We start from the raw sequence: 19,763 nt of genomic DNA on the forward strand, positions 1-19,763 counted from the left end.
AATAAAATCAACTATAACGTCTAACAGTAGAAATTAACTACGGCTATCATTATTTAAATTTTCGATTAAAGCGCTTAAGATCCGTTGACATGCATTGCCATCGCCATAGGGATTGTGAGCGAAGCTCATTTTTTGGTAAGCGCTATCATCCGAAAGTAATACTTGTAATTCTTTAACAATATTTGAACTATCAGTACCAACCAATTTTACTGTCCCAGCATTTACAGCTTCTGGCCTTTCCGTTGTTTCACGCATCACCAGTACCGGCTTTCCAAGCGAAGGTGCTTCTTCTTGGATACCACCGGAGTCTGTAAGAATTATATGAGACTGGCTCATTAAATATACGAAAGGAAGATAATCAAGAGGCTCTATTAGATGAATATTCTCTACACCTGCGAGTAAACGCTGTACAGGCTCTTGGACATTTGGGTTTAAATGCACCGGGTAGACTATCTCAACGTCAGGATTAGCAGTAGCAATTTGCTTCAGCGCCGTACAGATTCGATCAAATCCCCCCCCAAAACTTTCACGGCGGTGGCCTGTCACTAGCACTAAACGACTATCTGGATTTAAAAAAGAGAATACCTTAGCCGTGTTTTGTTTAAGATCCGGCTTGCTATCAAATAAGGCAACTGTACTTAGCAGCGCATCAATAACGGTATTACCAGTAACAAAAACGTTTTGTTTGGAAACACCCTCACGTAAGAGGTTCGATTTTGACGTTTCAGTCGGTGCAAGATGTATTTGGGCTAAACACCCTGTTAGCTTGCGATTACCCTCTTCCGGCCAAGGAGAATATAGGTTGCCGGTACGGAGCCCTGCTTCCACGTGACCAACTGGTATTTGCTGGTAATAAGACGCTAAAGTAGTTGCAAAAGTCGTTGCCGTATCGCCATGTACCAGCACCACGTCAGGTTTAAACTCGGTAAAAACCTGTTTCATTCCTATTAATATCGATGACGTCACGTCTGTTAGGTCTTGCCCGGGACGCATAATGCTTAGATCAAAATCAGGCTTAATAGAAAAAAGATCTAACACCTGATCAAGCATTTCACGGTGCTGCCCCGTCACACAGACACGTGAGTTAAATCGAGGGTCTGACTCAAGAGCAAGGACTAACGGAGCCATTTTAATTGCTTCTGGTCGCGTTCCAAAAACGCTAAGTACTTTCATTAAAACAGCTCCGTTTTGGAATTTAATGGCATGCTAAACATGAAATTTTGATTATTTTACTCAATTAGCTTACATACGCTTAATAATAAGCGCTCGGACTAATGCAATTAGCACACCCAACATTGCACCTAACACCAGTCCTAAAACTAAAATCAACATTTTCTTAGGCGCAATAGGCGTTTCCGGAACCAGTGCCGGGCTATCAAGCGTAAACACTGCTACGTTGTCAGGATTCACATCGATCTTCTGTAGAAAATCCATCTGATTTTCTATACCGCGCAACTCGGCGATAAATGGGTCATCGTTAGTGCGCTTTTCAAGTACGGCGAGTTCTGCCTTTACGGCTTTTGCCCCACGCATGTACATGAGGTTGCCGTCCATAAATTCGGCGAAATCACCGTCTGAGGAGGTCTTGCCGGGTGTGACTTGAGGCGCGTCATAACCAACTGCATCGGCCACTACCAAAGCCTCTTGAAGGCGTGCAACTCTATCATTACGTCGTTTTTCGGCGGTTACGCGCAATGCATCGATCTGCCTTGAGAGCGATTGAGCCCGAGTACCAATCTCAGTTAACAAGTTTGTACGCATGCCAGCTGCTGATTTATCAGCAGCCATTTTGACGTACTGATTCGCCCACTCAGCAACCACTTCAGGTTTTTCGCCTTTGACTTTTACGACGAAATAATCAGGGTTGTTTTTTGCATCAGGTGCCTGAACGCTAAAGCCGGAATTAAAGCGATCCCACAACTTATCTTTTGCGCCCGCTGAATCTTCAGCCGGCAAGCTCGGTAAATAAATCTCATCGAAAAACTGGTATTTGAGCGAACCTGATAGCAGGTTACGTTTATAAACCGAGAAAACATCTTCAACGGTGAATTCATTTAACTTGGCTTCACTGCGGCCGAGGTTATAGCCAGAGATATCGCTGAGACGGGGCGGCATCACGCCTGCTGAGGCTTCGTAAGTGGGCGGGGTTAGAAAGGCATATGCGGCGGCAAGAGCGGTAATAATTACTGTACAGCCGACTATCAGCCATTTCTGCAACCATAGCTGTTTAACCAGCTCAATCAGATCGATTTCATCGGAAGCACGAGGCTGCTCAGCAGTAATTCTTTGATTCACACAAGCTCCAGTTTTTTGTCATTGTTAATCACGAGCGCGTAGGTCCGGTACCCACTGCACTCAACAAGGGTTTATGCCGCGCACACTGATTACAACAACGTCAGTGGCAAAAAGGCGATCCAACAAGGTTAGACGCAAATTCCTGCCACAAATTCCATTTATTCCATGACTTTGGTGATTTTTCGTGGCGAGTGATGCCAATCACGCATTCCAACTTTGCCCAAGACAAAAAACGTGAGCAGTTTAACGTTTTAAACCAGCATTGTGCCACTACAAGAAACAGCTAAATCATTGATTGATTAAGCTATTTCGCTCTTAAAACTGGAAAAGAGCTACTCGTCCTCATTGACCCGATCACGTAGTTCCTTGCCAGGTTTGAAGTGAGGTACGAATTTGCCATCGAGGCTGACGGACTGGCCTGTTTTCGGGTTGCGCCCTACTCGCGGTGCACGGAAGTGCAGCGAGAAGCTGCCGAAGCCACGAATCTCGATGCGATCGCCTGATGACAAGGCGCTCGACATTTGTTCAAGCATTGTTTTAATCGCCAGTTCTACATCCTTGGATGAGAGTTGGCCTTGATGGGTCACGATCCTTTCGATCAATTCCGACTTGGTCATAATTTTCCCTTCGTTTTCAAGCGGCTAGATCACTTGATAGAATTGTTTTAGCACGCTACCAAGCTTTTGAACAGCCTCTAAAAACGCTTCTATGATGTTGATTCCGTTCACGCCTTCAATTACGCCAGCCAAACAGTCTTTTAACCCAGAACGACGTCCTTACCTTTGATTTAGATAATTATTGCCTTTAGCCGCTCGAACGGACCCTGCAGTGATGATGTTCGGTGTTAGCAATGAGCCGTTATGCAAGCTGTTTACATGACGTATTAGCATCACAGCTTAGAGAGGCGACAGCTGTTGGTTAGTGCGAGCCAACGGCGAACAAAAGGCAGTTTTCCCAGCAGGCGGTTGTCAAGAATAGTGTTTCGCCAGATCAGATGGCGGACAAAAAAGCGTTGTCCGCCCTACGCGGTGCGTAAGCATGAGGCAATTGCATTGGCGAACGGACAGCGATGGTGGCCGAAAAAAGCGTCGACCACCCTACGAAAGTTTCGTGCTTAGATCTTGTAAATAGCGGGTACAAAAAAGGGAGCCCGAAGGCTCCCTTTTTCTATGGATTACCCGAACTTAGTTCTGGTTTTCCATTTGAGCGCGGATCAGATCACCAATGGTGGTCGGACCAGCAGGAGCAGCTTCGTCCTGCTTAGTGCGCATTTCTTTGATTGCTTCTTTTTCGTCTTCAACGTCTTTCGACTTGATCGACAAGCTGATTACGCGGCTCTTACGATCAACGCTGATGATCTTAGCTTCTACTTCTTCGCCTTCCTTCAGAACGTTACGCGCGTCTTCAACGCGGTCACGGCTGATTTCGGAGGCTTTCAGAGTTGCTTCGATGCCGTCAGCCAGGGTGATTACAGCGCCCTTAGCATCAACTTCTTTAACGGTACCGGTCACGATTGTGCCTTTATCGTTAACTGCAACGTAGTCGGAGAACGGATCTTCTTCCAGTTGCTTGATGCCCAGGGAGATGCGCTCGCGCTCTGGATCAACAGACAGGATGACGGTTTCCAGCTCGTCGCCCTTCTTGAAGCGACGTACGGCTTCTTCGCCAACTTCGTTCCAAGAGATGTCTGACAGGTGAACCAGGCCGTCGATGCCGCCGTCCAGACCAATGAAGATACCGAAATCGGTGATCGACTTGATGGTGCCGGAGATCTTGTCGCCCTTGTTGAACTGACCCGAGAAATCTTCCCATGGGTTAGTTTTGCACTGCTTGATACCCAGGGAGATACGACGACGCTCTTCGTCGATATCCAGAACCATAACTTCCACTTCATCGCCAACCTGAACGACTTTAGATGGGTGGATGTTTTTGTTGGTCCAATCCATTTCGGATACGTGCACCAGACCTTCCACGCCTTCTTCCAGCTCTGCGAAGCAGCCGTAGTCGGTCAGGTTGGTTACGCGTGCAACAACGCGGGTGCTTTCTGGGTAACGCGCTTTGATAGCAACCCATGGGTCTTCGCCCAGCTGCTTCAGGCCCAGCGATACGCGGTTACGCTCGCGATCGTATTTCAGAACCTTAACGTCGATTTCGTCACCAACGTTGACGATCTCGGAAGGATGCTTGATGCGCTTCCAAGCCATGTCGGTGATGTGCAACAGGCCGTCGACACCGCCCAGATCCACGAACGCGCCGTAGTCGGTGAGGTTTTTGACGATACCTTTAACTTGCTGGCCTTCCTGCAGAGATTCGAGCAGAGCTTCACGCTCAGCGCTGTTCTCAGCTTCGAGGACGCTACGACGAGAAACAACAACGTTGTTGCGCTTCTGGTCCAGCTTGATGACCTTGAACTCGAGCTCTTTGCCTTCCAGGTGAGTGGTATCACGCACTGGACGAACATCGACCAAAGAACCTGGCAGGAACGCACGGATGCCGTTAACGTCGACAGTGAAGCCGCCTTTAACCTTACCGTTGATAACGCCCGTAACCACTTCTTCAGCGGCGAAAGCTGCTTCCAGAACAATCCAGCACTCAGCGCGCTTGGCTTTTTCGCGGGACAGCTTGGTTTCACCGAAGCCATCTTCAACCGCGTCCAGCGCAACGTGGACTTCGTCACCGACCTTGATGGTCAACTCGCCTTGTTCGTTGAAGAACTGCTCGAGTGGGATGACGCCCTCTGACTTAAGACCGGCATGAACAGTGACCCAGTCACCGTCGATGTCGACTACGATACCGGTAATGATGGCGCCCGGTTGCATGTCGAGGGTTTTTAGGCTTTCTTCAAAAAGTTCCGCGAAGCTTTCGCTCATGTTGATTCCTGTTGATTCAGGGCAGTGAATCTGCCCAAACCACACTCCAGACAATGTGGGTACGTTCATATAAAAAGAGGCGTGCAAGACTAGGACTGGTCTCTTGCATGCCTCCCTGGCGAACTAGCGGCTACTGCCGCAGCTCTATTAACCAGCGAGATCGCGAATGGCGACCTCACTGAGAATTCGTTCAAACACCTGCTCGATGGAAAGTTCGGTTGAATCCAGCTGTATCGCATCAGCTGCCGGCTTAAGCGGAGCCACTGTGCGCTGGGTATCACGCTCGTCGCGCTCGCGAATCTCATCAAGTAGACTCGCAAGATTAACATCATCGCCTTTAGCCTTCAACTGCAAGTAACGTCTGCGCGCACGTTCCTCTGCACTGGCGGTCAGAAATATCTTCAGCGGCGCATCCGGAAACACGACCGTGCCCATATCTCGGCCATCTGCGACCAACCCCGGAGACTCCTGAAACGCTCGCTGACGCTGCAGCAACGCCTCACGCACCGCTGGCAACGCTGCAACCTGCGATGCACCCGCGCCGATTTGCTCGTTACGGATAGCGTCGGTGACTTCCTCACCCTCAAGGATGATGCGCTGACCTTTACCGTCGGCAGTGGCAACAAACTGCACATCAAGGTGCGCCGCCAACATGGTCACCGATGCCTCATTGGTAATATCAACACCGTGATTGCGCGCAGAGAAGGCCAGCAAACGATAAAGAGCACCAGAATCCAACAGGCCCCAGCCTAGTTTCTGTGCAACTAAACAGGCAATAGTGCCCTTACCTGAACCGCTAGGTCCGTCGATTGCGATGACTGGCGCAACATTCATCACTTACCCTCCTCGCCCACCTGCATCCCAACTTGTGCAGCCAGGGCCAGGAAGTTCGGGAACGAAGTGGCAACGTTTGCGCAATCATGTATGCGAATCGGCGCGCCGGCGCGCAGCGAGGCGACACTAAAGGCCATGGCAATACGGTGATCGCCATGGGCATGCACTTCACCGCCGCCCATAGCCCCGCCTTCGATGATGATGCCGTCTGGGGTCGGCTCAGCACTCACGCCCAGCTCAATCAAGCCATCCGCCATCACTTGAATGCGATCCGACTCTTTAACCCGCAGCTCTTCAGCACCACGCAACACAGTACGGCCCTCAGCGCAGGCCGCAGCGACGAATAATACCGGGAACTCATCAATCGCCAGCGGCACCAAATCTTCAGGGATATTGATGCCTTTAAGCTTAGCTGAACGTACACGAATATCAGCAACTGGCTCACCGCCAACTTCACGCTCGTTCTCAAGCGTAATATCACCGCCCATCAGCTTGAGAATATCGATAACGCCTGTGCGTGTCGGGTTGACGCCAACGTGCTCAAGGAGCAGATCAGAACCCTCAGCAATGCTTGCCGCCACCAGGAAGAACGCTGCAGACGAGATGTCGGCTGGCACTTCAATATGGGTGCCTTTAAGGGTATGACCCGACTCAACGGTGGCCGCATTGCCCTCGGATTTCACCGGATAGCCGAAACCACGCAACATACGCTCGGTGTGGTCGCGAGTCGGGGCTGGCTCAATTACAGTGGTGGAACCCGCAGCATAGAGCCCTGCAAGCAACAAACAGGATTTAACCTGAGCGCTGGCCATTGGCATTTCGTAGGTCATGCCGCCCAAACGGCCACCCGCACGAACGGTTAACGGTGGACGGCCTTCAGCGGCGGTCTCGATGATCGCACCCATGGCGCGCAGCGGCTTGGCCACACGCCCCATCGGACGCTTATTCAACGAGGCATCGCCCGTAAGGGTCACATCAAACGGCTGCGCCGCCAGCAAACCACTGAGCAAACGCATTGATGTGCCCGAGTTACCCACATAGATAGGCCCAGGCGGCGCTTTAAGACCGCGCAGGCCGACGCCATGGACTGTTACGCGACCATGGTGAGGACCTTCAATCACAACACCCATATCGCGGAATGCCTGCAAGGTTGCTAAAGCATCTTCGCCTTCGAGAAACCCTTCAATTTCAGTTACACCTTCGGCAATTGAACCGAGCATGATCGAACGGTGCGAAATGGATTTATCGCCTGGTACGCGAATGTTGCCAGTGACCTTGCCACCAGGATTAGCCAGAAAAATCAGATCATTCGTATGCATAGCGTCCACATAAGCCCTGCGGGCTAAAATTTTGCTGAAGTGTTCGCGGGCAACGCGGGCGCGAGTGAACACGCCCAGCAGTTGATGCCCATCCCCTGCATCGACCGCGGCGCGAAGCGCGTCAAGGTCGCTGCGAAATATGTCTAAGTTGTGCAACACGGCTTCGCGATTGGCCAGAAAAATGTCATGCCACATCACCGGATCACTGCCAGCTATGCGGGTAAAGTCGCGAAAACCGCCGGCAGCGTAACGGAAAATCTCAAGATTCTCACTGCGTTTGGCCAGCGAATCGACCAAGCCAAACGCCAGCAGATGAGGCAGATGACTGGTTGCGGCTAACACCTGATCATGATGCTCAACCTGCATATGCTCGACATCTGCGCCCAGTTCGCGCCAGAGTTGATCGATCAACTGCAACGCCTGCGGATCAGTGCTTTGCTGCGGTGTCAGAATCACTTTGTGATGGCGAAACAGCTCTGCATTGGCCGCCTCAACCCCACTCTGCTCAGAGCCTGCAATGGGGTGACCCGGCACAAAACGAGCAGGCATATCACCAAACGCCTGGCCCGCAGCGCGCACCACATTGCCTTTGGCACTGCCGACATCGGTCAGCACAGCGTTGCCCAGATCAAGCTTAGCTAACTCCGCGAGCACACGCTCCATGGCCAAAATCGGCACGGCTAGTTGGATCACATCCGCGCCTTGACAGGCGACCGACAACTGCTCTTCACAGCGATCAACCACACCCAAGGCGACTGCTGTTTCCCGTGACTGCGGATCGAGATCAACCCCGACCACCTCACGACAAACGCCCCGCTCACGCAAACCTTTAGCGAACGAGCCACCAATCAACCCCAACCCGACAACGACCAAGCGGCCGATCATAGGAGCAGAGGATTGCGCGCAGGTTACAGAAGACTCAGTTGCGACAGGTTTAACCTCGGTCACGCGTTAAGCACCTTACGCAGCGCAGCAAGGAAGCGGCTGTTTTCATCTGGCAAGCCAATCGACACGCGCAAATAGGTCGGCATGCCGTAGTTCGCCGTTGGCCGAACGATGACACCTTCACGCAGCAAGCCTTGGTTGATAGGCCCGGCGTCACGCGCCAAATCCACGGCAATAAAGTTGCCTTTCGAGGCGATCCAGCTGAGCTCAAGCTCACGGAAGCCCGCCTCAAGCTGCGCCATGCCTTCATCGTTGACTTTGCGGCTCTGTGCCAAGTAATCAGCATCATCAAACGCCGCACAGGCTGCGGCCTGAGCCAAGCTATTGACGTTGAATGGCTGGCGTACGCGATTGAGCACATCTGCCACCTGTGCAGTGCTGATGCCGTAACCCACACGCAATGCCGCCAAGCCATAAGCCTTGGAGAAGGTGCGGGAGACCAGTAGATTCGGGTACTGGTTCAGGTAATCCAGGCCGTTAGGCAGTTCACTGCCGTGGGCGTATTCGATGTAGGCTTCATCCAGCACCACCAGCACGGACTCAGGCACCTTGGCCAAAAAGTCCGCCAAGGCTTGTGGGCCAAACCAAGTGCCAGTCGGGTTATTTGGGTTAGCAATGAACACCACGCGGGTCTGTTCATTGATCGCCCTGGCCATGGCATCGAGGTCGTGACCAAATTCTTTCGCAGGTACGATATTGCACTGCGCGCCAACAGCCTGCGTGGCGATCGGGTACACCGCAAAAGCGTGCTCACTGAATACCGCATTCAGCCCCGGAGCCAGGTAAGCACGGGCGACCAGTTCGAGAATATCGTTTGAGCCGTTACCCAAAGTCACTTGCTGAGTTTCAACACCACAACGCGCGGCCAGCAAGGTTTTCAGCGAAAAACCATTGCCATCGGGGTAGCGCGTCAGCTCAGCCAGCTCAGCCCGGATTGCCTCAAGCGCTTTCGGGCTTGGGCCAAGCGGATTCTCATTGCTTGCAAGCTTGACGATATTGGCTGGGTCAAGGCCCAGCTCACGCGCCAGTTCATCGACCGGCTTGCCGGGAACATAAGGCGAAAGTTTTTGCACGCCTGGCTGCGCCAGCGCGAGGAAATCACAGCTCATTATTAACCTCGTTCAATCCGTAATTCCGCAAACTCGTAGGGTGGGCAACGCGAAGCTTGGCCACCATTTTCAGGCAACGATCCAAATATCCAAGCGCGTAAATGGTGGCTGAAAAAAGCGTCAACCACCCTACGTAAAGCCGTGTTCACCCACCAATCGCTTACAAAACGGCTTTAGGGTAGGAACCCAGAATTTTCAGCGCCACGGCTTCTTGATTGATCTTCTCCAGCACATCCTTGATCAATGGATCACGGTGATGACCGACAAAATCGATAAAGAACACATAGGTCCACTTACCGCTACGCGATGGACGAGTCTCAATCCGGGTCAGGTCAATGCCATTTTGATGAAATGGCACCAACAACTCATGCAGCGCACCCGGCTTGTTGCTCATGGAGATAATCACCGAAGTTTTATCATCTCCTGTTGGCGGCACTTCTTGGCTTCCGATAATCAGGAAGCGCGTCGAGTTGTCCGGACGGTCTTCAATCTTTTCCGCCACCTTGGTCAGGCCATAGAGGCTGGCCGCCATGTCGCCTGCGATTGCCGCCGAATTCCACTCGCTTTTCACCCGCTTGGCTGCATCAGCATTGCTCGCAACAGCAACACGCTCAACATTAGGGTAATGCGCATCCAGCCATTTACGGCACTGCGCCAAAGACTGCGCGTGGGAGTAAATACGGGTAATTTTGTCGGTTTTGGTCGACTCACCCACCAACAGGTGATGGTGGATACGCAGCTCAACTTCGCCACAAATCACCATGTCGTGCTCAAGGAAGCTATCGAGCGTGTGGTTAACCGCGCCCTCGGTGGAGTTCTCCACTGGCACCACACCGAAGTTCACCGCGCCCGCGGCCACTTCACGGAACACCTCGTCGATCGCGGTCATCGGCATACTGACCACCGCATGGCCAAAATGTTTCATCGCTGCCGCGTGAGAGAAAGTGCCTTCTGGGCCGAGATAAGCCACTTTCAGTGGATTCTCAAGGGCCAGGCATGAAGACATGATTTCACGGAACAAGCGGGCCATTTCTTCATTGCCCAAAGGACCGGAATTACGCTCCATAACGCGCTTGAGCACTTGGGCTTCACGCTCAGGACGGTAAAAAACCGGTTTCTCGCCTTCTGGCAAGGCTGCCATTTTGACGCGGGCGACTTCTTCAGCGCAGCGGGCGCGATCACTGATCAGCTCGAGAATTTTTTCATCCAGGCTGTCAATACGCAGGCGCAGCGCTTTTAATTCCTGCTCGGTGATTTGATCCGACATTAACCGTGCTCCTTCTCGAACTCAGCCATGTAGGCAACCAGCGCCTGCACAGCATCGAGGCCAACGGCGTTGTAGATGGAGGCACGCATGCCGCCAACCGAACGGTGACCTTTGAGGTTCAACAAACCGCGCGCATCAGCGCCGGCCAAAAATGGCTTATCCAGACGATCATCAGCCAGACGGAACGGAACGTTCATCCACGAACGGGCATTAGATGAGATCGGGTTGCTGTATAGCCCACTGCTATCAATGGCGCCGTACAACAGCTCTTTCTTGGCGCGATTGAGCTTTTCCATCGCCGGGACACCGCCCTGCTCTTTAAGCCACTCAAAGACCAAGCCCGACAGATACCAGGAGAAGGTCGCCGGGGTGTTGTACATCGAGCCGTTGTCAGCCGCGACCTTGTAATTGAGCATGGTCGGGCAAGCACTGCGTGCGCGACCCAGCAGGTCCTCGCGAACGATGACCACAACCAAACCACTCGGGCCGATATTCTTCTGCGCACCGGCGTAGATCAAACCAAACTTGGACACATCCAAGGAGCGCGAAAGAATGTCAGAAGACATATCCGCAACCAGTGGCACGTCACCCACCTGGGGAATCCAGTCAAACTGCAGACCACCAATGGTTTCGTTGCTGGCGTAATGCACATAGGCGGCATTTTTCGACAGCTGCCATTCATTCTGGCCCGGAATTGCAAAGTAATCGTAAGGCTTGGCGCTGGCGGCGACATTGATATTGCCGTAGCGCTTGGCTTCTTCAATGCTTTTCTTCGACCAAATGCCGGTATCGATGTAGTCAGCAACACCGTCTTCTGGCAATAAATTCAGGGCGACCTCAGCAAACTGCTGGCTGGCACCGCCCTGTAAAAACAGGACTTTGTAATTCGAGGGAATGGACAACAGGTCACGCAGATCCTGCTCGGCCTTCTCGGCAATGGCAGTGTATTCGTCGCTGCGATGGCTCATTTCCATCACGGACAGGCCTTTGCCCTGCCAATCGAGAAGGTCAGCCTGGGCACGTTGCAGAACAGCTTCGGGAAGCGCGGCCGGGCCGGCGCAGAAGTTAAAGGCTCGCTTGCTCACATCCACTCTCTCAAAAAATGGACGCTGGCCCTAAGCCAGCGCCTGATCAAACACCACAGACAACAAAGCCTGCCGAAGCAGGCTTGTTGCGTGGATTACTCTGGATCGACGGGGTTCTCATCCGCAGCAGGTGTTTCAGGCTCAGCGCCTTCTTGCGGCGCATCTTCCAACTCACCCTCAAGGTCTTCATTAACGATTAACTCGCCGTTTTCATCGTATTCTTCTTCAACCGAAGGTTCTTGAACACGTTGCAGACCGACTAGTTTCTCGTCCTTGGCCAGACGAATCAGGGTGACGCCCTGGGTATTACGCCCCAGGCTTGAAACCTCACCCACACGAGTACGCACCAGTGTGCCTTGGTCGGAAATCAGCATGATTTCCTCACCATCGAGCACCTGAACCGCGCCGACAAGCTTGCCATTACGCTCGTTGCTGACCATGGCAATTACGCCCTGACCACCACGCTTGTACTCTGGGAACTCGCCGATCTCGGTGCGCTTGCCGTAGCCGCGCTGAGAAGCGGTCAGAATCTGGCTGCCCTCTTCCGGAATCAACATCGAGATCAGCTTCTGGCCTTCAGCCAAACGCATGCCGCGAACACCGCGAGCGGTACGGCCCATGGCGCGTACATCGCTTTCTTTAAAGCGGGTTACTTTGCCGCCGTCGGAGAACAGCATCACTTCGCGACTGCCATCAGTGATAGAGGCAGAGATCAGGGTGTCGCCTTCATCCAGATCAAGGGCAATCAAGCCCACGCTGCGTTGACGACTGAACTGCTCCAGCGGGGTCTTCTTCACGGTACCGCCAGCGGTGGCCATAAAGATGAAGTGGCCTTCGGTGTACTCGTCAACCGGCAGCATGGTGGTGATGTATTCACCCTCATCCAGTGGCAGCAAGTTAACCAATGGACGACCGCGTGCAGCGCGTGAGGCTTCTGGAATCTCGTAAGTTTTCAGCCAGTAAACCTTGCCACGGCTGGAGAACAGCAGCAGCGTGGTGTGGCTGTTGGCAACCAGCAGGTGAGAAATGTAATCCTCATCCTTAACGCCGGTTGCCGACTTGCCTTTACCGCCACGACGTTGCGCTTGATACGCGGCCAATGGCTGGGATTTGGCATAACCGGTGTGAGAAATTGTCACCACACGGTCTTCTTCGGTAATCAGATCGGCCAGGGTCAGATCGAGGCGGTTATCGAGGATTTCAGTACGGCGTGCATCGCCGAACTCTGCCTTGATGCCTTCCAGTTCTTCGGTGATCACTTCCATCAAGCGCTCAGCGCTGGTCAGGATGCGGATCAACTCGCCAATCTGCGCCAGAATTTCTTGGTACTCAGCCAGCAGTTTTTCGTGCTCAAGGCCGGTCAAGCGGTGCAAGCGCAGGTCAAGAATGGCCTGAGCCTGTTCTGGCGACAGGTAATACTTACCGTCACGCAAGCCGTATTGCGGATCCAGGTTGTCCGGGCGGCATGAGTCAGCGCCTGCGCGCTCAACCATGCTTTGTACAGCGCTGGATTCCCAGGCTTTGGCGATCAAGGCTTCTTTGGCTTCAGCCGAGGTCGGCGAGGCTTTAATCAATGCGATAACCGGGTCGATGTTCGACAGTGCTACCGCTTGGCCTTCCAGAATGTGGCCACGCTCACGGGCTTTACGCAGCTCGAACACGGTGCGGCGGGTAACCACTTCACGGCGGTGCAGGATAAAGACTTCGAGCATGTCCTTAAGGTTAAGCACCTTAGGCTGGCCGTCGATCAATGCCACTACGTTGATACCGAACACGCCCTGCATCTGGGTCTGAGCGTAGAGGTTGTTAAGGATAACCTCCGGCACTTCACCGCGACGCAGTTCGATCACAATGCGCATGCCGTCTTTGTCAGACTCATCGCGCAGCTCGGTAATACCTTCAAGCTTCTTCTCTTTAACCAGCTCGGCGATCTTCTCGATCAAGCGCGCTTTGTTCAGCTGGTAAGGAAGCTCAGTCACGATGATTTGCTGGCGACCGCCCACCTTGTCGATGTCTTCGATCTCGGCACGAGCACGCATATAAATGCGGCCACGACCGGTGCGATAGGCTTCGATGATGCCCGCGCGACCATTGATGATTGCGGCAGTCGGGAAATCAGGGCCCGGGATGTACTGCATCAGATCATCGATGCTTAGCTCCGGGTTCTCAATCAGCGCCAGGCAGCCGTTAATAACCTCGGTCAGGTTATGCGGCGGAATGTTGGTCGCCATGCCCACAGCAATACCGCTGGAGCCGTTGATCAAAAGATTAGGAACCTTGGTCGGCATAACCGCCGGGATAATTTCAGTGCCGTCGTAGTTAGGCACCCAATCCACGGTTTCTTTATGCAAGTCGGCCAACAGCTCATGGGCCAGCTTGGTCATACGCACTTCGGTGTATCGCATGGCCGCGGCGTTATCGCCGTCGACCGAACCGAAGTTGCCCTGACCGTCTACCAAGAGGTAGCGCAAAGAGAATGGCTGAGCCATACGAACGATGGTGTCATAGACCGCAGTATCACCGTGCGGGTGATACTTACCGATCACGTCACCGACCACACGAGCCGACTTCTTGTACGCCTTGTTCCAGTCATTACCCAGCTCGCTCATCGCATACAACACGCGACGGTGCACGGGCTTCAAGCCATCGCGCGCATCCGGCAGTGCACGACCGACGATTACGCTCATCGCGTAATCGAGGTAGGACTGCTTGAGTTCGTCTTCGATATTGACCGGGAGGATTTCTTTGGCCAGTTCGCCCATGAGTAGCCTGGTTCCTTTTTCTGGTGAAACTCCGCGCCATTCGTCATGAACGAAGCGAAGCCTGTCGCTGTAACCGACTCACGACAAATCAATAAGTTATGCCATGTATAGATGCAGTAGAGGCAAGCATAAGCAGTTGCCCTGATAACTGCCGGAGGTTACCACAAAGCGCGCTTTACACCTACCCTAAAACCACCCTGAAAAATCGCTGAATGGCCCTGTGACGCACTGAGAGGCCGCACAAGCCGATTTCCACTCAAGCGACCTCACACGCACAGGCCACCCGAATGCAGCTTTCGCGTGGTTAATGAAGCCGTTTGCGGCACATCAACTGAGTCATCTTGGCCAAATCCGGGCGCTCAACCACACCTTTTTCGGTGACAATAAAGTCGATCAAGTCAGCGGGGGTGACATCAAATACCGGATTAACGGCCTCAACCCCTGCCGCAACGCGCTTGCCTCCAACCTCCAGGAGTTCACTGCCGTCACGCTCCTCAATCGGGATGTCCTCGCCACTTTCCAGATCCATATCGATGGTCGAACTGGGTGCCACCACCATAAAACGCACACCGTGGTGCATGGCATTGACCGCCAATTGATAGGTGCCAATTTTGTTGGCGACATCACCATTGGCGGTGATGCGATCGGCACCAACAATGACCCAGGTGATACCGCGCGTCTTCATCAGATGGGCCGCCGCGGAGTCCGCATTGAGGCTGACCGGAATACCTTCATTAGCCAGTTCCCACGCCGTCAGCCGTGAACCCTGTAGCCAGGGACGGGTTTCATCGGCGTAGACTCGCTCAACCAAACCATCGAGATAGGCCGCCCGAATCACGCCCAGTGCCGTACCAAAGCCACCCGTTGCCAGCGCGCCGGTATTGCAGTGGGTTAACAGATTTTGCAGATTGCCCTGATGCTTACGGATCAAGTCCACACCCAGTTGGGCCATGGTCAGATTGGCTTCGCGATCGCTCTCGTGAATACCCAACGCCTCAGCTTCCAGCACAGCTAGCGCGTCATCTTCCGGCTTGATCCGGGCTAAACGGTCGCGCATGCGATTCAGCGCCCAAAACAGGTTGACCGCTGTCGGCCGCGAATCTGCCAGCACGTTGAAATCAGCCTCAAGTGCTTCACGCCAGCCATCGCCTTCTTTAATCCGCTGACGAGCACCCAGCACCACGCCATACGCCGCACTGATACCAATGGCCGGCGCACCACGCACGACCATTGACTTGATGGCAACAGCGACTTCAGCAGCGCTGTCGTAGGCCAGCCAAAGCTCTTCAAAAGGCAGGGCGCGCTGATCTAGCAGATAAAGACGGCCATCACGCCACTCAATAGCCTTGACTTTTTCTGCTGCTAACAACTGCTCGCGCATCGACCCACCCTCGTAAAGCAAAGCCGCCGAGTATACGCCCATGCGCAAGCAGGCCTGTAGCCATAGTTGCAGCAAAATCGCGAAATCAGCAACCCATGCCTCGTTTGCCATGCTTTTGGCTTCATGCGCGCCGCGTTCCACTATAGAATTGCGGGTCACTTGCCCTGCGGAACCCGCCGAACATGCCTGAAGCCCCACTCGACCTTATCCTGCTCCCCACTTGGCTGGTCCCTGTTGAACCGGCAGGTGTCGTGTTGCGCGACCACGGCCTGGGGATTCGCGACGGTAAAATCGTGCTTATTGCACCACGGGAACAAGCACTCCAACATGCCGCACTGGAAGTTCGCGAACTACCCGAACACATCCTCAGCCCCGGCCTGATCAATGCCCACGGCCATGCGGCAATGACGTTGTTTCGCGGCTTGGCAGACGACATGCCGCTGATGACCTGGCTGGAAAAACACATCTGGCCAGCCGAAGCCAAATGGGTCAGCGAAGCATTCATCAAGGACGGCACCGAACTGGCAATTGCCGAGCAACTTAAAGGCGGCATCACCTGCTTCTCGGATATGTACTTCTTCCCTGAAATTGCCAGCCAGCAAGTCCACAGCAGCGGCATTCGTGCGCAAATCACCATTCCGATCCTCGACTTCCCAATTCCAGGTGCCCGTGACGCTGCCGAAGCCCTGCACAAAGGCCTGGAGCTGTTTAGCGATCTAAAACACCACCCGCGAATCAAAATCGCATTCGGCCCACACGCCCCTTACACCGTCAGCGATGACAAGCTGAGCAATATCAACGTCCTTGCCGAAGAGCTTGAAGCCGGGATTCATATGCACGTCCACGAGACTGCATTTGAAGTTCAACAGAGCCAAGAGCTACTTGGCGAGCGCCCACTCGCACGCCTGGCGCGCCTTGGCCTGCTGGGCCCGCGCTTTCAAGCCGTGCACATGACCCAAATAGATGACGACGACCTGGAACTGCTTGTCGCCAGCAACACCAGCGTAATCCACTGCCCAGAGTCCAACCTTAAGCTCGCCAGCGGCTTCTGCCCGGTGGAGAAACTGTGGAATGCTGGCGTTAACGTCGCCATTGGCACAGACGGCGCGGCCAGCAATAACGACCTCGATCTATTGGGCGAAACGCGCACCGCTGCGCTATTGGCCAAAGCAGTCGCAGGCTCAGCCACGGCGCTCGATGCCCACCGCGCACTGCGCATGGCGACGCTAAATGGCGCGCGCGCCTTGGGTCTTGAAGCCGAAATTGGCTCACTTGAAGTTGGCAAAGCTGCCGACATCTGTGCTTTTAACTTGTCAGGTCTGGCCCAACAGCCGGTGTACGACCCCGTATCACAACTTATTTATGCCAGCAGTCGCGCCTGTGTTGAGCACGTCTGGGTCGGGGGTAAGCAATTGCTCGAGAACGGCAAACTGACTCGCATGGATGAAGCGCAAATCATCGCAAAAACCCGGGCCTGGGGCGAAAAAATTGCAGCTAAGGCCGAATAAGCCAGCGGCCACTGCGACAAACTGACATACACTGGCCTGCTGGCAAGCGCCCACTAGGCGTCATGAAAATGGCACCATAGGTCGTGCAGGCAACCGAATTGCAGATTTAATCAGGAACAGCTCAATGAGTAACGTCGACCCAGCTGAAATCGCCAAGTTTGAAGCCCTTGCCCACCGCTGGTGGGACCGCGAAAGCGAGTTCAAACCGTTGCACGAAATAAACCCACTGCGGGTTAACTGGATTGATGAGCGTGTCGGCCTGGCCGGCAAAAAAGTGCTTGATGTTGGCTGCGGCGGCGGCATCCTCAGTGAATCCATGGCCCAGCGCGGCGCAACCGTAACCGGGATAGACATGGGTGAAGCGCCGTTATCGGTCGCCCAGCTGCATCAGCTTGAGTCTGGGGTTTCGGTGGAGTACCGCCAGATAACTGCTGAAGACCTTGCTGAAGAAATGCCCGAGCAGTTCGACGTCGTCACCTGCCTGGAGATGCTAGAGCACGTGCCTGATCCCGCCTCGATCATCCGCGCTTGCTATCGCATGGTTAAACCGGGTGGCCAAGTGTTTTTCTCGACCATCAACCGCAATCCAAAAGCCTATATGTTTGCAGTGATCGGCGCGGAGTACTTGCTGCGCCTGCTGCCCCGCGGCACCCATGAATTCAAGAAATTCATCCGCCCATCCGAACTGGGTAGCTGGAGCCGCGCTGCGGGCCTAGAAGTCAAAGACATCATCGGCTTGACCTACAACCCGCTGACCAAGCACTACAAGCTGTCATCCGATGTTGACGTCAATTACATGATTCAAACGCTCAAGGAGCAATGATGCGACTGCGTGCAGTACTTTTCGACATGGATGGCACGCTGCTCGACAGTGCCCCTGATTTTATTGCGATCTGCCAAGCCATGCGCGTTGAGCGCGGGCTTGAGCCCATTGCTGAAAAACTGATCCGCGACCAAGTCTCAGGCGGCGCCCGCGCCATGGTGTCGGTAACCTTTGGCATTGACCCGCAAGCGCCCGACTTTGAGCCACTGCGCCTTGAGTTCCTAGAACGCTATAAAGACCACTGCGCAGTGCTGACTCGCCCTTTTGACGGGATCAACGAATTGCTTGCCGAAATTGAGCAATCTAAACTGATCTGGGGCGTTGTTACCAATAAGCCGCTGCGCTTCGCCGAACCGATCATGCAACAACTGGGCTTGGCTAAACGCTCAGCCATCCTGATCTGCCCGGATCACGTCAAAAACAGCAAACCCGACCCTGAGCCGATGATTCTGGCCTGCAAAACATTGGGCCTGGACCCGGCCAGTGTTTTATTTGTCGGCGACGACCTGCGTGATATCGAGTCGGGCCGCGCTGCCGGGACCAAAACAGCAGCCGTTACCTACGGCTATATTCACCCTGAGGATAACCCGCGCAACTGGGGCGCCGATGTGGTCGTCGATCACCCACTGCAACTACGCACAGTGCTCGACAACGCCCTCTGCAGCTGCTGAAACCTCTGCCGACCTGCGCCATCTTACGCAGGTCGGCGCGATACCATTGACACTGGCTATGACGCAGCGGCGCCATAGCCCAGCAAGTGAGACCGATCATGTTCGATTACACCGCCCACCCCGAGCTTCTCAAAGGTCGCGTGATTTTAGTTACTGGTGCAGGCCGCGGCATTGGCGCAGCAGCCGCCAAAACCTTCGCGGCCCACGGCGCAACGGTGCTCTTGCTGGGCAAGACCGAAAGCAACCTGAGCGCGGTCTATGATGAAATCGAAGCGGCTGGCCACCCGCAACCGGCGGTCATCCCGTTCAATCTCGAAACAGCCCTGCCCCATCAGTACGATGAGTTGGCGGCGATGATCGAAACTGAATTCGGCAAAGTCGACGGTTTGCTGCACAACGCCTCTATCATTGGCCCACGCACTCCGGTCGAGCAGTTGTCTGGCGAGAACTTCATGCGGGTCATGCACGTGAACGTTAACGCCATGTTTATGCTCACCAGCACCCTGCTGCCGCTACTCAAGCTCTCCAGCGATGGTTCAGTGGTCTTCACCTCCAGTAGCGTTGGCCGCAAAGGCCGCGCTTACTGGGGTGCTTACGGCGTATCGAAATTCGCCACCGAAGGCTTAATGCAAACCCTGGCAGACGAACTGGAAGATGTGGCCCCTGTGCGCGCCAACAGCATCAACCCAGGTGCCACACGTACCGACATGCGCGCCCAAGCCTATCCGGGTGAAAACCCAGACAACAACCCAGTACCCACTGACATCATGCCGGTTTACCTATACCTGATGGGCCCAGACAGCACAGGTGTCAGCGGCCAGGCGTTTGACGCTCAGTAAACTCAATAGTGGCAAAACAATGCCATTTTTCTGGCAATGAGTTTAAAAGACCGGC

At 54.0% G+C, this 19,763-nt stretch carries 15 protein-coding genes; 4 read left to right on the forward strand and 11 right to left on the reverse strand.

Going from position 1 to position 19,763, the window contains the following annotated elements:
- Window positions 1-33: 33 nt before the first annotated feature.
- The 11 genes from wecB to mtnA all read right to left on the reverse strand — a co-directional run bounded on the left by wecB (window position 34) and on the right by mtnA (window position 15,867).
- The gene (gene wecB / locus ACIGCM_RS11435) at window positions 34-1,173 is read right to left on the reverse strand and encodes a non-hydrolyzing UDP-N-acetylglucosamine 2-epimerase (protein ID WP_397502179.1); all 1,140 of its coding nucleotides are present in this window, start codon (window positions 1,171-1,173) and stop codon (window positions 34-36) included.
- A gap of 69 nt (window positions 1,174-1,242) precedes the next feature.
- Window positions 1,243-2,295, reverse strand: a complete 1,053-nt coding sequence (locus ACIGCM_RS11440) for an LPS O-antigen chain length determinant protein WzzB (protein WP_397502180.1) — start codon at window positions 2,293-2,295, stop codon at window positions 1,243-1,245.
- A gap of 332 nt (window positions 2,296-2,627) precedes the next feature.
- Window positions 2,628-2,912 carry an integration host factor subunit beta gene (gene ihfB, locus ACIGCM_RS11445; protein WP_087516438.1) on the reverse strand — a complete coding sequence of 95 codons (285 nt, stop codon included), beginning with the start codon at window positions 2,910-2,912 and terminating at the stop codon, window positions 2,628-2,630.
- Between the two features lie 567 nt (window positions 2,913-3,479).
- Window positions 3,480-5,165 carry a 30S ribosomal protein S1 gene (gene rpsA / locus ACIGCM_RS11450; protein ID WP_339488036.1) on the reverse strand — a complete coding sequence of 562 codons (1,686 nt, stop codon included), beginning with the start codon at window positions 5,163-5,165 and terminating at the stop codon, window positions 3,480-3,482.
- A 147-nt stretch (window positions 5,166-5,312) separates the two neighbouring features.
- Entirely contained in the window at window positions 5,313-5,999 is a 687-nt protein-coding gene (cmk, locus tag ACIGCM_RS11455) for a (d)CMP kinase (protein ID WP_397502181.1), read from the reverse strand.
- Window positions 5,999-8,203, reverse strand: coding sequence for a bifunctional prephenate dehydrogenase/3-phosphoshikimate 1-carboxyvinyltransferase (locus ACIGCM_RS11460; RefSeq protein ID WP_397502720.1), 2,205 nt, complete (start codon window positions 8,201-8,203; stop codon window positions 5,999-6,001). The genes cmk and ACIGCM_RS11460 overlap by 1 nt, the downstream gene beginning before the upstream one ends.
- 59 nt (window positions 8,204-8,262) lie before the next feature.
- Window positions 8,263-9,372 (reverse strand): histidinol-phosphate transaminase, encoded by a 1,110-nt coding sequence (hisC, locus tag ACIGCM_RS11465; RefSeq protein ID WP_397502182.1) that lies wholly within the window; start codon window positions 9,370-9,372, stop codon window positions 8,263-8,265.
- Between the two features lie 160 nt (window positions 9,373-9,532).
- Entirely contained in the window at window positions 9,533-10,639 is a 1,107-nt protein-coding gene (pheA, locus tag ACIGCM_RS11470; RefSeq protein ID WP_397502183.1) for a prephenate dehydratase, read from the reverse strand.
- Window positions 10,639-11,724 carry a 3-phosphoserine/phosphohydroxythreonine transaminase gene (gene serC, locus ACIGCM_RS11475; protein WP_397502184.1) on the reverse strand — a complete coding sequence of 362 codons (1,086 nt, stop codon included), beginning with the start codon at window positions 11,722-11,724 and terminating at the stop codon, window positions 10,639-10,641. The genes pheA and serC overlap by 1 nt, the downstream gene beginning before the upstream one ends.
- 95 nt (window positions 11,725-11,819) lie before the next feature.
- Window positions 11,820-14,486 (reverse strand): DNA gyrase subunit A, encoded by a 2,667-nt coding sequence (gyrA, locus tag ACIGCM_RS11480; RefSeq protein WP_397502185.1) that lies wholly within the window; start codon window positions 14,484-14,486, stop codon window positions 11,820-11,822.
- Window positions 14,487-14,790: 304 nt separating this feature from the next.
- Window positions 14,791-15,867: an S-methyl-5-thioribose-1-phosphate isomerase gene (mtnA, locus tag ACIGCM_RS11485; protein ID WP_397502721.1), complete on the reverse strand. Its 1,077-nt coding sequence runs from the start codon at window positions 15,865-15,867 to the stop codon at window positions 14,791-14,793.
- Between the two features lie 182 nt (window positions 15,868-16,049).
- Between mtnA and ACIGCM_RS11490 the strand changes: the two genes are divergently transcribed.
- From ACIGCM_RS11490 to ACIGCM_RS11505, 4 genes are all read left to right on the forward strand, one after another.
- Window positions 16,050-17,375, forward strand: a complete 1,326-nt coding sequence (locus ACIGCM_RS11490; protein ID WP_397502186.1) for a TRZ/ATZ family hydrolase — start codon at window positions 16,050-16,052, stop codon at window positions 17,373-17,375.
- Between the two features lie 124 nt (window positions 17,376-17,499).
- Window positions 17,500-18,198, forward strand: coding sequence for a bifunctional 2-polyprenyl-6-hydroxyphenol methylase/3-demethylubiquinol 3-O-methyltransferase UbiG (gene ubiG / locus ACIGCM_RS11495; protein WP_397502187.1), 699 nt, complete (start codon window positions 17,500-17,502; stop codon window positions 18,196-18,198).
- Window positions 18,198-18,869: an N-acetylmuramic acid 6-phosphate phosphatase MupP gene (gene mupP / locus ACIGCM_RS11500; protein WP_397502188.1), complete on the forward strand. Its 672-nt coding sequence runs from the start codon at window positions 18,198-18,200 to the stop codon at window positions 18,867-18,869. The genes ubiG and mupP overlap by 1 nt, the downstream gene beginning before the upstream one ends.
- A gap of 98 nt (window positions 18,870-18,967) precedes the next feature.
- A complete protein-coding gene (locus ACIGCM_RS11505) occupies window positions 18,968-19,708 on the forward strand; it encodes a YciK family oxidoreductase (protein ID WP_397502189.1) in 741 nt (246 codons plus the stop codon).
- Window positions 19,709-19,763: the final 55 nt, after the last annotated feature.

It is taken from the genome of Pseudomonas sp. NPDC078700 (assembly GCF_044542375.1).
GTDB lineage: Bacteria > Pseudomonadota > Gammaproteobacteria > Pseudomonadales > Pseudomonadaceae > Aquipseudomonas.

Excerpts from the sequence above, each read along its gene's own strand:
- ACIGCM_RS11505 (WP_397502189.1), top strand. The coding sequence starts at position 18,968 with ATGTTCGATTACACCGCCCACCCCGAGCTTCTCAAAGGTCGCGTGATT.
- ACIGCM_RS11490 (WP_397502186.1), top strand. The coding sequence starts at position 16,050 with ATGCCTGAAGCCCCACTCGACCTTATCCTGCTCCCCACTTGGCTGGTC.
- ubiG (WP_397502187.1), top strand. The coding sequence starts at position 17,500 with ATGAGTAACGTCGACCCAGCTGAAATCGCCAAGTTTGAAGCCCTTGCC.
- mtnA (WP_397502721.1), bottom strand. The coding sequence starts at position 15,867 with ATGCGCGAGCAGTTGTTAGCAGCAGAAAAAGTCAAGGCTATTGAGTGG.
- wecB (WP_397502179.1), bottom strand. The coding sequence starts at position 1,173 with ATGAAAGTACTTAGCGTTTTTGGAACGCGACCAGAAGCAATTAAAATG.
- ACIGCM_RS11460 (WP_397502720.1), bottom strand. The coding sequence starts at position 8,203 with ATGATCGGCCGCTTGGTCGTTGTCGGGTTGGGGTTGATTGGTGGCTCG.
- rpsA (WP_339488036.1), bottom strand. The coding sequence starts at position 5,165 with ATGAGCGAAAGCTTCGCGGAACTTTTTGAAGAAAGCCTAAAAACCCTC.
- pheA (WP_397502183.1), bottom strand. The coding sequence starts at position 10,639 with ATGTCGGATCAAATCACCGAGCAGGAATTAAAAGCGCTGCGCCTGCGT.
- mupP (WP_397502188.1), top strand. The coding sequence starts at position 18,198 with ATGCGACTGCGTGCAGTACTTTTCGACATGGATGGCACGCTGCTCGAC.
- gyrA (WP_397502185.1), bottom strand. The coding sequence starts at position 14,486 with ATGGGCGAACTGGCCAAAGAAATCCTCCCGGTCAATATCGAAGACGAA.
- hisC (WP_397502182.1), bottom strand. The coding sequence starts at position 9,372 with ATGAGCTGTGATTTCCTCGCGCTGGCGCAGCCAGGCGTGCAAAAACTT.
- cmk (WP_397502181.1), bottom strand. The coding sequence starts at position 5,999 with ATGAATGTTGCGCCAGTCATCGCAATCGACGGACCTAGCGGTTCAGGT.
- ihfB (WP_087516438.1), bottom strand. The coding sequence starts at position 2,912 with ATGACCAAGTCGGAATTGATCGAAAGGATCGTGACCCATCAAGGCCAA.